The sequence below is a fragment of the Sphingobacterium sp. UBA7855 genome, from assembly GCA_002500745.1.
Taxonomy (GTDB): Bacteria; Bacteroidota; Bacteroidia; order Sphingobacteriales; family Sphingobacteriaceae; genus Sphingobacterium.
In genome coordinates this window covers 1-12,614 of sequence record DLST01000018.1, presented here as the reverse complement: position 1 = coordinate 12,614, position 12,614 = coordinate 1, and the positions used below count along the sequence as shown (strand labels likewise).

Sequence of the window (12,614 nt, the reverse complement as noted above, 5' to 3'; positions counted from 1 at the left end):
TTCTAGGTTAAGTTAAGCCACAAGCACTTGTCGTTTTGTTCGCTACCAAATTCGGGCGGTCAACGTACATTGGTTATAAGAGCAGGTGATTTGGAAAATAAAGCAACTTGACTTGTAAATGTGTACCGTATTGGTATTGAATTAATTGTGATTAATTCTGCTGAATGTGCCTTTTAAAAGGTAAATTTGAATTATCATGGCCTACAAGTTTATTGATAATTATCGGGAGAAAGGTGCCCGTAAGAAATTGGTGGAACATCTAAAAAGCCGAGGTATTGCAGACCAAAAAGTTTTGGATGCCATTGGAAAAGTACCACGTCATTTTTTCTTTGATGAAACTTTCTGGAATCAGGCTTATCGGGATATTGCATTTCCAATTGGTGATGGGCAGACGATTTCACAGCCTTATACGGTTGCCTATCAGTCCGAATTACTCCACGTGAAAAAAGGGGATAAAGTATTGGAAATCGGGACGGGGTCTGGATACCAAACCTGTATTCTCATGGAACTTGGTGCTGAAGTATATACCATCGAGCGCCAAGAAAATCTGTACCATCGAACCATTCAGGTACTGCCCTACATGGGCTATAAACCTAATTTCTTTTTGGGTGATGGCTCTAAGGGAATAGAAGAACACGCTCCTTATGACAAGATAATCGTGACCGCGGGCGCACCATTTGTGCCCGAGGTGATGTTAAAGCAATTGAAAATGGGCGGAATTTTTGTGATCCCTGTCGGAGATGAAAAGTCGCAGAAAATGGTCACCATTATCCGGGTAGGTGAGAATGATTTTGACCGTATCGAACTGGATACTTTTCGTTTTGTTCCTTTGGTGGGAGACCAAGCCTGGTAAAGCTTTTCAAACTGCTCAATATGCGTCCAAGGTCTCTGCAGCTATGGCCCCTCTTTTTATAAAAAATAGATAAGATACTCGATTAAATTAAAATGAATGACTAAATCGACGTTATGACTCCAACATCAATATTATATGATCAGAAGCATCAAGAAATAGCTTCAACCGTGCTCAAGTTAAATAAGCAAGTCAATACATTGAGTTTGTCGCGCCTATTTGTAATCCTGGGAGGGGGAGCGTTATTATTTTATACCTTTCAGCTCGAAAGCCTGCCGTTGGTCTTTTTTTGTTTTTTTGCATTGTTATTTTTGTTCGCTTATCTCGTGCGGAAGCAGAGCAAGCTGGAACTTCAGAAAAATTATTTTGAAGCTTATCTTAAAGTTTTGGCAAATGAGCAGGCTATGGCAGAAGGAGAGTTAAATATGTATGATCATGGCCAGCATTTTGAGGATGGCGCTCATCCATATAGCGCTGATATGGATGTCTTTGGAACCTATGCTTTATTTGCTCAGATAAATCGTGCAACCACAAAACAGGGGATCGATCTTTTGGCATCATGGCTGGATAAACCGCTTCAAAAATATCAGATTCTCCTTAATCAGGAAGCGACTCAGGAACTGGAAAGCGAATCGGAGTGGATTTGGGATTTTCAAGCTAAACTTTTGGCAAACCTGAACCATAAACTGGACATCAAGGCTTTCTTAACAAATTACTTTCAGGATCGTAATTTTCAATTCGGCAACGGTTTTATGCGTTTCTACATCAAAGCAGGTCCCATTCTATTTTTACTTGCTTTAGCGGGAAGTTTTTTCGTTCCAAAGTTAGCTGGGATTGCAACATTATTGGGCTTATTCCATATCCTATGGGCGTTAGCCAAATCGGGAAGTGTGGGGCTGTTTTCCTCTCGAATAGACAAGATCGGTGGTGTGCTAGGCTCCTATGCCGAAGCGATTCAATCGATTGAAAGCAAAGAGTGGAAGTCCTCTTCCATGCTTGGAATCGCCGGGGAACTTAAACAGCGTCAGGGTGCTGATTCGATATCCCTTGCATTTAAAAAGCTCGCAGGTCTAATTAACAATCTGGATGCCCGCAATAATGTATTTGTTGGTATTTTTTTAAATTTATTTCTGCTTTGGGATTTTAGGCAGGTATTGGCAATTGTTGACTGGAAGAATAAATATGAGCACGAAATTTTAAATTCATTCGATACTTTGGCAAAAGTAGAGGCGGTAACCAGTCTTGCCATTTGGAAGCGAAATCATCCGACCTATATTGATCCGATAATTTTGGATAACCCGTTGCAAGATAAGATCAATGCCCAAGGATTATATCATCCCTTGATTCCGATCAATCAGGTAGTCGCCAATGATTATAACAGTATGGATCATCGAATTGCTTTGGTAACGGGATCCAACATGGCTGGTAAAAGTACCTTTCTGCGTACCGTGGGCATAAATGCCATTTTAGCCTATGCTGGGGCGTCTGTTGCAGCAACATCTTTTCAGTTGCCGATTTACAAACTGATATCCTATATGCGGATCAAAGATAATCTGAATGAAAGTACGTCTACCTTTAAGGCGGAACTGAATCGGATGAAATTCATATTAGATACGGTGTCCCTAAACAGCGATAGCTTTTTTCTGATTGATGAAATGTTACGGGGTACAAATTCGGTGGATAAATACCTCGGTTCGCGGGCAATCATAAAGAAATTGGTGCGGTTAAATGGTAAAGGTATGGTGGCAACACACGACTTACAGCTGTCTAGTTTACAAGAGGAATTTCCTGGGGATATCAAAAATTATCATTTTGATATTCGTGTTGATGAAGGTCAGATGCTATTTGATTATAAGCTGAAGATTGGCGAGTGCAAGATATTCAATGCGTCGCTCTTATTGAAGGGTATCGGTGTAGATATCAACGAAAATATGGAATAAAAATGACTCAACTGAAAGGAGATTGATTTACATTTGTCTCCTCTTAAATCCACTAAATAAAACAATAAATGACTTTACAAGAACGTATTGATTTGTCTGAAACACATGTTTGTACCACTGTGTTTCCGTTTTTGACGAATCATCACGATACTTTATTCGGCGGCAAGGCCATGTCCATTATGGATGAAGTGTCGTTTATGGCTGCAACACGATTTTGTCGCAAAACGTTGGTCACTGTATCAACAGATCGTATAGACTTTAATAAAGCTATTCCTTCAGGAAGTATTATAGAAGCTATCGCAAGAGTTCAACATGTTGGCCGTACCAGCTTGAAGGTGAAGGTCGAGATATTTTTGGAGCATATGTACAGGGAGGGGAGAGAGTTGGCAATAGAAGGTGTCTTTACATTCGTTGCCCTGGATGAAAATAAGCAGCCAATTCCAGTACTTGAAGGTTTGGATATTGAATAGAATTCGAAGGCTATTTTAGGGGAGAAGACGAAAATTCTGAAAATTTATAACATAAAAAAGGACCGTAATAAAGGTCCTTTTTTTGTGCAGAGATCAATCTAAGAATTTCGATTGTTGTCTCCGATAGGGTTGTGATTCTATGGATTTACGTGTTTTTCTATTCGTTTCTCTTGACGGGGCTTAATTCATTGAGCTCTTCTGATGTAAACAGTCTGTAGTGAACTTTGAAGGTTTTGCCCAGTGGAGTTTCCAGCGAGAAGCCTCCAGGGCCAAAGCCATCCAGTACGTCTAATGTGAAATGTGCATGTTTCCAATACTCAAAGAGATCGCGATCAACCCAGAATTCATAGCCTTCCGCTAGTCCGATCATGGCGTCATTTGTACGGGGAAAATACCCTCCTTGTTCAAAACACTGCGGTTGAGTACCTTCACAGCAACCTCCCGCTTGGTAGAACATTAATTTACCATGTTTTGCTTCAAGTTCATGAATAAGATCTTTTGCTTTATCCGTAACGTCTAGTCTATTTATCATAATAAAATTGGATCATGTTTATTAAAATTAGCCCACATCAAATTTAGCGTGAAAGATCGATTGCGTTTTTGAAGCGTACCAGGTAGCATAGCGTTTGACGATGCCACCTGGTACGGTGTCAGCTTACGATTAAAGTTCTATTAGAAGAAGCCAAGTTTTTCTTTGCTGTAGGAAATCAGCATGTTTTTAGCCTGTCTATAGTGTGCAAGCATCATTTTATGATTTTCCCGTCCGATACCTGACTGTTTGTATCCACCAAACGGAGCTCCAGCAGGGTAGGAATGATATTGATTTACCCAAACACGGCCCGCCTGAATAGCACGTGGAACCTGATAAAGCTGATGCGCATCTCTGGTCCATACACCAGCTCCCAGTCCATACATTGTATCGTTGGCGATGGCAATTGCTTCCTCCTCATCTTTGAAGGTAGTGACCGCCAGTACTGGTCCAAATATTTCTTCCTGGAAAATCCGCATTTTATTATCGCCTTTGAATAGGGTTGGCTTAATGTAGTAGCCATCTTCAAAGCCCTCGCCAACATTGTTTTCATCGCCACCGGTTAACACTTCTGCTCCTTCTTCTTTACCTAGTTTAATATAGGACATGATCTTGTCTTTTTGGATTTTTGATGCCTGAGCGCCCATCATGGTTGATGGATCTAATGGGTCTCCAACTTTGATCTGATTGACCCGATCAACGACTTTAGCTATAAATCTATCGTAGATATCTTCCTGTACCAATAAACGTGAAGGACATGTACAAATCTCTCCTTGATTGAGTGCAAATAGCACCGCGCCTTCGATCGCCTTATCCAAAAATGCGTCATCGGCATCCATCACCGAACTGAAGAAAATATTTGGCGATTTTCCGCCGAGTTCGAGTGTTACTGGAATGATGTTTTCAGTGGCATACTGCATCACCAAACGGCCTGTTGCTGTGGAACCCGTGAATGCGGCTTTGGAAACCTTTGGGTTGGTGACTAAGGCGCGACCAAGTTCCGCACCGAAACCGTTGACGATATTAACCACTCCTGCGGGAATCAAATCACCAATTATTTCCATCAAAATAAGAATAGATGCCGGTGTGCCTTCAGCAGGTTTTAGTACAACGGTATTCCCTGCAGCAAGCGCTGGAGCTAGTTTCCATACCGCCATTAGAATCGGGAAATTCCATGGAATAATCTGTGCAACTACCCCGATTGGTTCGTGTACAATCAAGGATACGGTGTTACTGTCCAATTCACTTATGGAACCTTCCTCAGCTCGGATTACACCCGCAAAATATCGAAAATGATCAATTGCTAAGGGGATGTCAGCATTTAGCGTTTCGCGTACCGCCTTTCCGTTGTCTATGGTCTCAACTGCCGCGATATATTCTAGATTGGCTTCAATACGGTCGGCGATTTTATTTAGGATGATGCTCCGTTCAGTGGCTGAAGTCTTTCCCCAAGTTTCAAAGGCTTTAGCTGCAGTATCAACAGCTAGATCCAGATCTTCTTTTGTGGAATGGGCAACTTGCGTAAATACCTTTCCGTCTACTGGTGAGATGTTATCAAAATATTTTCCTTGTACTGGTGCGACGAATTTACCACCAATGTAGTTGTCATATCGTTCTTTGAACGATGGCCTTTTAATTGCGCTCATATGGGTTATTTTTAATTATTTTTATTCCCTTCTTATCAAAGTTAGCCAGCAATTATTCAATCCCGTAGCAGTATCGATGCAAAACATAGCACGATTGTTTCAAAGGGGTGAAAACTGACGTTCCATTTTTTTGTTATATTTGATCTAAAGCCATTTATTTAATTGGTATATCATGGGAGACAGGAAGTTAATTCATACATTGCCATTTTCTCAGGCTCGGGAGTTGAGTACATTAGTGGAAAACCGACGCGCATTCACGTTAGATAGCCTAGAGCTTAACATCTACGAAACGTATCGTGTTTCTGAACAGGTGCCCTTGTGTTTCGATGATCTTGTTATGATTAATATGATCCAAGGGAAGAAGATCATGCATTTGGATAATGTAAAGGCTTTTGATTATCTGCCGGGGCAGATGATGGTATTGCCCGCGCTTGTTGGCATGCACATCGATTTTCCTGAAGCTACTTTAGAAAAGCCTACGCAGTGTACTGCTTTGACGATTCACAAAGAGAAGATAGCGGCAGTTTTAGACTATTTGAATGAATTTTATCCCAAAGAGCAGGTCAATCATTGGCGTATTGATCCCGACCTTTTTCACCTCTATAATTCTACGGAGCTCGCAGATTTGGTGAATAAGTTATTTCAGATCATTATCAGCGAAAATCCGTTAAAAGATGTGCTCGCCGATCTCGCTTTTAAAGAGCTTACAATTCGGTTATTGCAGTCCCAGTCATCGATAGCATTGAAAATTGGTAAATCGCCCAACAAAATTCTGCTACATTTGCAGGAATTTATTCAGAAGCATATTACGGAGAAAATTACAATGGCACTGCTCGAACGGACTGCTCACATGAGTAAGGCGAGCCTTACGCGGATGTTTAACCGCGAGCTGGGGCTTAGTCCTATGGAGTATGTGATCCAACAGCGTATTGAGGTAGCAAAAAAGATGCTTTTGCTAACCCGCAATGTAAAGGAGTCTTGCTATGGTGCTGGGTTTAACGATGTCAACTATTTTGTTCGGCTTTTTAAAAGTAGAGTGGGCATTACGCCAGGCGCATATGTCCTGGCGCGTTAACCTAGAATTTCATTACACGGTCAAGTTCACGCTTGACATCTCTTTCTTTAATGTTTTCCCGTTTGTCGAAATCCTTTTTGCCCTGAGCCAAGGCAATTTCAACTTTAGCGAAACCACGTGGACTGATAAAAATGCGTAAAGGGACGATGGTAAAACCACGTTCTTCCCCTTTCTCTTTCAATTTTTTTAATTCTCTTTTTGTCAATAGCAGCTGACGGTCCCGTTTTGCTTCGTGATTATAGAAAGAACCCATGGAGTATTCGGCAATGTGCATGTTACGAATGTAGAGTCCGTCTTCAAAAAAACTGCAGAAACTATCGTTGATATTTGCCTTGCCTTCGCGAATGGATTTTATTTCTGTTCCCAATAGGCGAATTCCTGCTATGTACTTGTCTAGTAAGTGATATTCAAAAGAAGCTTTTTTATTTTTTATATTGATATCTGAAGATAAAGCCATATATTGTTGTATATTAGTAAGTCTACACCATTGCTATTGCAATGAACCTAAATGTAACTAATTATAGGATAATTTAAAGTTCGCAAATATAATTATTAAAATTGTCTTATTTTAAAGTAGAATTATGTGGAGGGATGTTAGCGGAGTATTAAAATAAAATTAACTGTTTTGGACGATGTCTTAAAAATATGACTAAATTTAAGTGAAAGTCAGATTATGTTTTCGTATGTTTGCAACGTTTTTTTGGAATTATTGTGAATATATACAACGTAGAATTTTAGCTTACATTGTGGATATAGCAGATTTTTCATCGGAGGCCGAGTTTTTTATATAAAAGTCCAGTTCGATAATTTTGTTTGTTACAATAACATCTAAAAGTTAGAAATAGTTTTAGAAATACCTTTTTATCGCATGAGTAAAGGAAAGTTAGGCGAAAAAATATCGCAATTTAAGATTGTTGAGGAGTTGAAAGCTAAAGGCTTATATGCCTATTTTAGACCTATTCAATCAAAACAAGATACCGAGGTAAAAATCGATGGTAGACGTGTATTGATGTTTGGTTCTAACTCTTATTTAGGGTTAACGACTGATGCACGTATTATAAAAGCAGCGCAAGACGCTTTGGAAAAGTATGGTACTGGATGTGCTGGATCTCGTTTTCTAAACGGTACGTTGGATATTCACGTAGAACTGGAAGAAAAATTATCTGCTTATGTGGGTAAAGAAGCTGCTATTCTTTTTAGTACAGGATTTCAATCAAATCTTGGCCCTTTGTCCTGTCTCATGGGGCGTAATGATTATATTTTATTAGATGAACGCGACCATGCATCTATTATTGATGGTAGTCGATTATCTTTTTCTAAGGTAATTAAGTACGGTCACAACAATATGGAGGACTTGCGTGCAAAGTTATCTCGCCTACCTGAGGATAGTGCGAAGTTAATTTGTACGGATGGTATCTTTAGTATGGAAGGTGATATTGTTAATTTGCCTGAACTTACTGCTATTGCCAATGAGTTTGATGCGGCAGTAATGGTTGATGATGCACATAGTTTAGGCGTTATTGGTCACAAAGGAGCTGGTACGGCTTCGCATTTTGGGCTTAATGACGATGTGGATTTGATCATGGGTACCTTTAGTAAATCTTTAGCATCTTTAGGTGGCTTTGTAGCTGGTGATGCCGATGTAATTGATTTCTTAAAACATAATGCGCGCTCGGTGATGTTCAGCGCTTCAATGACTCCAGCTTCTGTAGCTTCAACATTGAAAGCATTGGAAATTATTCAAAATGAGCCAGAGCACATTGAAAAATTATGGAAAAATACAGATTATGCCAAAGCACAGTTATTGGATCATGGGTTTGATCTAGGTGCGACGGAAAGTCCAATTTTACCGATCTTTATTCGTAGCAATGAAAAAACGTTTTGGGTAACAAAAATGCTTCAAGATGATGGCGTCTTTGTCAACCCGGTTGTTTCTCCGGCAGTTCCTGCTGAAGAGTCTTTAATTCGTTTTTCATTGATGGCGACACATACTTATGACCAAATCGACGAGGCTATTGAAAAGATGGTTAAAGTATTCAAACAAGCTGAAGTTGAAACATTAATATAAAATCTAATCGTATGATTCAGATTATACCCGTTGAAACGAAGAAACAAAGACGGCTGTTTATAGATTTCCCTCATAGTCTTTATGAGGGAAATCCTAATTATGTACCGGCCTTATTTCTTGAACAAAACGATTTGCTTTCCCCTGACAAGCATCCTTTTTATAAACATTCTCAAGCACAACCTTTTCTAGCTTATCGTAACGATAAAATTGTTGGCCGCATTTGTGCAATCTGGAATAATAACCATAACGCCTTTAATCACGTGAATGAGGGGCAATGGGGATTTTTCGACTGTATAGATGATCAGGAGGTCGCAAATGCATTGTTTGAAACAGCAGAAAAATGGGTGAAAGCAAAAGGTGGTGATACGATTGTGGGGCCGATTAACTTATCTACCAATGACACTGTAGGTTTATTGGTTGAAGGCTTTGATATGCCACCGGTAGCTATGATGCCGTATAATTCACCCTATTACATCGATCTAATTACCAATTCAGGCTATGGTCATAAAGTGGACTTACGCGCTTATTTGGTGATGGAGAAATCTGCTGATAAGCGTTCTGTATTGCTTTTGGATAGGCTGGAGGAGCGTCTGAAAAGATCTGGGATCACCTTGCGTCAGTTCAATGTGAAAGATTTTAAAAATGAGGCGGCAAGGGTTCGTGATATTTACAATAGAGCATGGGATAAAAATTCGGGATTTGTTCCCATGACTGAAGACGAGTTTAATTATACAGCCAAGGATCTAAAAATGATCCTCGATCCTCGGTTTGCTATCGTAGCTGAGAAAGACGGTGAACTTGTTGGTTTTGGCCTGGGCATACCGGATATTAACCAGATCCTGATTAAGGTGAAGCGGGGTCGTTTACTTCCTACGGGCATTTTTAAATTGTTATTTGGAAGGAAAAAAATAAATTTGCTTCGCGTACTCATGTTAGGGGTGCTGGAAGACTACCGTAAACTAGGTATTGAGGCGTGTTTATATGGTCGAATTATAAAAGAATCAAAAGATTCCAATATTAAAGGGGCCGAATGTTCATGGATGTTGGAGCACAATTATATGATGAACCACGCGATTGAGCAAATGAATGGAGAATTGTACAAACGTTATCGTTTGTATCAAAAATCATTATGATAGAAAAAATATTAATCACCGGAGCGAGTGGTTTTGTAGGTTATCATTTGACAAGAGCAGCGAAGGCGGCAGGGATGGAAGTTCATGCTGCGGTGAGAAAGTCAAGTGATGTTTCAGAAATTCGCTCCGTTGTAGATAGGTTTGTTTACCCAGATTTCTCTGATGAAGGATCTATCAGAACATTGTTGGAAGCTGAAAATTATTCCTATGTAGTTCATGCTGCGGCAATGACACGTGCCAAACGTGAAGAAGATCTTGAAAAGGTCAATGTTGTGTATACAAAAAGTTTGGCAGCAGCTTGTTTTTCATTAAAAAATCCCATCAAAAGATTTGTTTTTGTTAGTAGTTTGGCCGCTATTGGTCCCGTTCGCTATGATGCAATGCTGATTGATGAAGGTAATCCCTATCATCCGGTTACAGCATATGGACGTAGTAAGCAGAAAGCGGAACTTATATTGAATGACTTTAAAGATTATCCACTAACAATTTTGCGGCCTACTGCAGTATATGGTCCCCGTGAAAAGGATATCTTTATTCTTTTTAAAACCATGAACGGAGGTATGGATGCATATGTTGGCCGCTCGCCACAGAAGCTTAGCTTCATTTATGTTGCCGACTTGGTACAGGCCATTCTTCATGCCTGCCGTTTTGATCAGGGAGGAAAACAGGTGTATAACCTCAGTGACGGACAGGTATATAGCCGTTATGATATGGCGAAAATTTTTAAAGATTTTAGCCAAAAGAGAATGTTTCGTATGCACATTCCTTTAGGGATTGTGAAAGCGATCGCCGTTATTTTTGAGCTTCTGTATAGAAAATCTAAAGCAATACCTGTATTATATCCGGAAAGGCTAAATGAACTTACAGCAGAAAACTGGGGCTGTGATATCTCTGCTGCCCAACGTCACATACAATACCAACCTAAATATGATTTGAAGAAAGGCTTAATGGAGGCATTGGCTTGGTATAAAGAAAATAAATGGCTATAATAGCAGATAATGAGTGAGTTAAAAATAAATAAAAAGCTTTTTCAGGATAGAAAGCGAACAAATATCTTAAGTGAACCCGAACAAAAGCTTATTTCGTATCTCGTTCCCCGAATCCCAAATTGGATTACTTCTGATGGACTTACAGCCATCGGATTTCTAGGTTCGTTAATGATATTGGGAAGTTTTATACTGGCCGAATACGTTGATATCCGTTATTTACTTCTAGGAATTCCTGGTTTTTTTGTGCAGTGGTTTGGTGATTCATTGGATGGACGGATCGCATTTTATCGGAATAAATCCCGTCGGTGGTACGGTTTTGCGTTGGATATTGTAATGGATTGGATCAGTACGGTTTTCATTGGACTGGGATATGTGCTTTACACTGTAGGAGATTACAAGTACCTGGGTTTTTCATTAGTGGCATTATATGGTTGGGCAATGATTATTTCTCAGCTTAGGTATAGAATTACGGATAAGTATACAATAGATGCTGGGATTTTGGGCCCCACTGAAATCCGCGTGGTTATTTCATTAGTCATGCTCTTCGAAGTCTTAATGCCTGGATCCATTAATTGGTGCGTACTTGTAATTTGTATTGCGCTATTTATAATTAATGCAAATGATACGCGCCTACTTCTCAAATTGGGCGATGAAAAAGATAAAGAGGATAAATTGATGAAACAGCAGGAGGAGAATATTTAACGATGTCTTCCAAGTTTGTTACTTTTTTAAAAGCGCAACTTTCCGCCTTTTTAGGCGGTTTGTTTGATTTTGGGGTATACTCAGCGTGCTATAAATTACTTCATATCAGTGCTCCTTTTTCTAATGCTATTAGCGGCAGCCTTGGAGCAATTGTTAATTTTCTGATCAATCGCTACTGGTCGTTTGGAAGCACACAAAAGTCTGTAGGAAGCCAACTATGGAAATTTGTGATTGTTGTTTGTGGTAGCATTGCACTGAAGTCTACAGGTATTCATTTTTTAGTTGATGTATATCATGTGAATTTCCTTTTCTCAAAACTTGTTGTAGAGTTGCTCGTTTCTTTGGGCTTCAACTATACACTTCAACGTTTTTGGGTTTTTAAAACTGATGAAAAGGACTAATTTATTTCTTTATTTCCTAATGCAGCAGTTCTAGCTGATTGTAAATTGTTTCTATTTCTATTATTTTGTCGATCGCTGATTAACCGAGGTGTGTACTTGCGATTTATATTTGATGGCTTTCTGAATGAACCTATTGTGGAAGCATTCTCGCCATGCGAGCTGGCGGTGGCTTTTTTGAGCGTATCCCGTTTCAGTGTGGATTGAATATGGAAAACAATGTAATAACTCTTTTATTCATTAGTCTAGAATTTGTTTACCTATAGCTTAGTCTTAAGTTAGGTTTAGTATGGGTTCAACCTATACTAAACCTAAACAAACCCTAACTAAACCCTAAGTAAACCCTAAACTAAGCTATAAAATGGTAGCGTCTTTGATGCCTTCGATCGGCCGTCTTATATTTCGAATTCGGTAGGGCGTTTAGCCCGGCGGCGCCTGCGGCATACAAGCTGCGAAAGAGACCACGCTTTAGTCCCCGGTGACCGTAATACAATTTGCTCCTACAATGCTGCGGTGCCGGCTTAACACGGCGGTGCCAACGGTGCGCTGCCAACGGCATGCAACCTGCACAAGATACCGGTCATGAGTGCCGCGGTGCGCCTTCTACCGGCTTCGTCCTCCCGGGCCATTTTGTCCTGGCGCAGCTGCCTGCCGCACCGTTTCCCCACCCGGAGCTCCTTTTATCTGCGATCTGCCCCTTAAATTCCACTTCGGGAGACTGCTTCCCAAAAATAATCTCCCATCCTTCAAGCGAGTTATGTCCAAAATGAAATAAATAAAAACAAAAGGCTTGGAAATTTGTCCCCAAACTTCC

The 12,614-nt window shown here is 40.0% G+C and carries 13 protein-coding genes; 9 read left to right on the top strand and 4 right to left on the bottom strand.

Going from position 1 to position 12,614, the window contains the following annotated elements; genetic code table 11:
• Positions 1 to 196: 196 nt before the first annotated feature.
• The 3 genes from B2107_RS16505 to B2107_RS16495 all read left to right on the top strand — a co-directional run bounded on the left by B2107_RS16505 (position 197) and on the right by B2107_RS16495 (position 3,260).
• Positions 197 to 853 (top strand): protein-L-isoaspartate(D-aspartate) O-methyltransferase, encoded by a 657-nt coding sequence (locus B2107_RS16505; RefSeq protein WP_293956753.1) that lies wholly within the window; start codon positions 197 to 199, stop codon positions 851 to 853.
• A gap of 113 nt (positions 854 to 966) precedes the next feature.
• Positions 967 to 2,790 (top strand): MutS-related protein, encoded by a 1,824-nt coding sequence (locus B2107_RS16500; RefSeq protein ID WP_293956752.1) that lies wholly within the window; start codon positions 967 to 969, stop codon positions 2,788 to 2,790.
• Positions 2,791 to 2,858: 68 nt separating this feature from the next.
• Positions 2,859 to 3,260 (top strand): acyl-CoA thioesterase, encoded by a 402-nt coding sequence (locus tag B2107_RS16495; RefSeq protein WP_293956750.1) that lies wholly within the window; start codon positions 2,859 to 2,861, stop codon positions 3,258 to 3,260.
• Positions 3,261 to 3,417: 157 nt separating this feature from the next.
• Here B2107_RS16495 and B2107_RS16490 read toward each other — a convergent pair whose 3' ends face one another.
• Together B2107_RS16490 and B2107_RS16485 are read right to left on the bottom strand one after the other, a co-directional pair.
• Entirely contained in the window at positions 3,418 to 3,792 is a 375-nt protein-coding gene (locus B2107_RS16490; RefSeq protein WP_293956749.1) for a DUF779 domain-containing protein, read from the bottom strand.
• Positions 3,793 to 3,932: 140 nt separating this feature from the next.
• The gene (locus tag B2107_RS16485; protein ID WP_293956748.1) at positions 3,933 to 5,435 is read right to left on the bottom strand and encodes an aldehyde dehydrogenase family protein; all 1,503 of its coding nucleotides are present in this window, start codon (positions 5,433 to 5,435) and stop codon (positions 3,933 to 3,935) included.
• A 172-nt stretch (positions 5,436 to 5,607) separates the two neighbouring features.
• On the opposite strand from B2107_RS16485, the gene B2107_RS16480 reads away from it, so the two are divergent.
• Complete coding sequence (locus tag B2107_RS16480) at positions 5,608 to 6,510, top strand: AraC family transcriptional regulator (protein ID WP_293956747.1); 903 nt, start codon at positions 5,608 to 5,610, stop codon at positions 6,508 to 6,510.
• 1 nt (position 6,511) lies between these two features.
• Here the strand turns inward: B2107_RS16480 and smpB are convergent, their stop codons facing one another.
• On the bottom strand, positions 6,512 to 6,967 hold the full coding sequence (gene smpB, locus B2107_RS16475; protein ID WP_209580610.1) for an SsrA-binding protein SmpB: 456 nt from the start codon (positions 6,965 to 6,967) through the stop codon (positions 6,512 to 6,514).
• A 411-nt stretch (positions 6,968 to 7,378) separates the two neighbouring features.
• Here smpB and spt point away from each other — a divergent pair, with 411 nt between their 5' ends.
• From spt to B2107_RS16450, 5 genes are read left to right on the top strand one after another with little or no spacing between them, the layout of a single operon-like run.
• A complete protein-coding gene (gene spt / locus B2107_RS16470) occupies positions 7,379 to 8,578 on the top strand; it encodes a serine palmitoyltransferase (protein ID WP_293883857.1) in 1,200 nt (399 codons plus the stop codon).
• Between the two features lie 11 nt (positions 8,579 to 8,589).
• Positions 8,590 to 9,711 carry a hypothetical protein gene (locus B2107_RS16465; protein WP_293956745.1) on the top strand — a complete coding sequence of 374 codons (1,122 nt, stop codon included), beginning with the start codon at positions 8,590 to 8,592 and terminating at the stop codon, positions 9,709 to 9,711.
• The gene (locus B2107_RS16460) at positions 9,708 to 10,700 is read left to right on the top strand and encodes an NAD-dependent epimerase/dehydratase family protein (RefSeq protein ID WP_293956744.1); all 993 of its coding nucleotides are present in this window, start codon (positions 9,708 to 9,710) and stop codon (positions 10,698 to 10,700) included. The genes B2107_RS16465 and B2107_RS16460 overlap by 4 nt, the downstream gene beginning before the upstream one ends.
• A gap of 9 nt (positions 10,701 to 10,709) precedes the next feature.
• The gene (locus B2107_RS16455) at positions 10,710 to 11,402 is read left to right on the top strand and encodes a CDP-alcohol phosphatidyltransferase family protein (RefSeq protein WP_293956743.1); all 693 of its coding nucleotides are present in this window, start codon (positions 10,710 to 10,712) and stop codon (positions 11,400 to 11,402) included.
• A gap of 2 nt (positions 11,403 to 11,404) precedes the next feature.
• Positions 11,405 to 11,803 carry a GtrA family protein gene (locus B2107_RS16450; RefSeq protein ID WP_293956742.1) on the top strand — a complete coding sequence of 133 codons (399 nt, stop codon included), beginning with the start codon at positions 11,405 to 11,407 and terminating at the stop codon, positions 11,801 to 11,803.
• 577 nt (positions 11,804 to 12,380) lie between these two features.
• Here B2107_RS16450 and B2107_RS16445 read toward each other — a convergent pair.
• Positions 12,381 to 12,614: hypothetical protein (locus B2107_RS16445; protein ID WP_293956741.1), on the bottom strand; the 234-nt coding region annotated here is incomplete at its 5' end.

Coding starts and splice junctions, on each gene's coding strand:
- B2107_RS16505 (WP_293956753.1), top strand. CDS start 197: ATGGCCTACAAGTTTATTGATAATTATCGGGAGAAAGGTGCCCGTAAG.
- B2107_RS16500 (WP_293956752.1), top strand. CDS start 967: ATGACTCCAACATCAATATTATATGATCAGAAGCATCAAGAAATAGCT.
- B2107_RS16495 (WP_293956750.1), top strand. CDS start 2,859: ATGACTTTACAAGAACGTATTGATTTGTCTGAAACACATGTTTGTACC.
- B2107_RS16490 (WP_293956749.1), bottom strand. CDS start 3,792: ATGATAAATAGACTAGACGTTACGGATAAAGCAAAAGATCTTATTCAT.
- B2107_RS16485 (WP_293956748.1), bottom strand. CDS start 5,435: ATGAGCGCAATTAAAAGGCCATCGTTCAAAGAACGATATGACAACTAC.
- B2107_RS16480 (WP_293956747.1), top strand. CDS start 5,608: ATGGGAGACAGGAAGTTAATTCATACATTGCCATTTTCTCAGGCTCGG.
- smpB (WP_209580610.1), bottom strand. CDS start 6,967: ATGGCTTTATCTTCAGATATCAATATAAAAAATAAAAAAGCTTCTTTT.
- spt (WP_293883857.1), top strand. CDS start 7,379: ATGAGTAAAGGAAAGTTAGGCGAAAAAATATCGCAATTTAAGATTGTT.
- B2107_RS16465 (WP_293956745.1), top strand. CDS start 8,590: ATGATTCAGATTATACCCGTTGAAACGAAGAAACAAAGACGGCTGTTT.
- B2107_RS16460 (WP_293956744.1), top strand. CDS start 9,708: ATGATAGAAAAAATATTAATCACCGGAGCGAGTGGTTTTGTAGGTTAT.
- B2107_RS16455 (WP_293956743.1), top strand. CDS start 10,710: ATGAGTGAGTTAAAAATAAATAAAAAGCTTTTTCAGGATAGAAAGCGA.
- B2107_RS16450 (WP_293956742.1), top strand. CDS start 11,405: ATGTCTTCCAAGTTTGTTACTTTTTTAAAAGCGCAACTTTCCGCCTTT.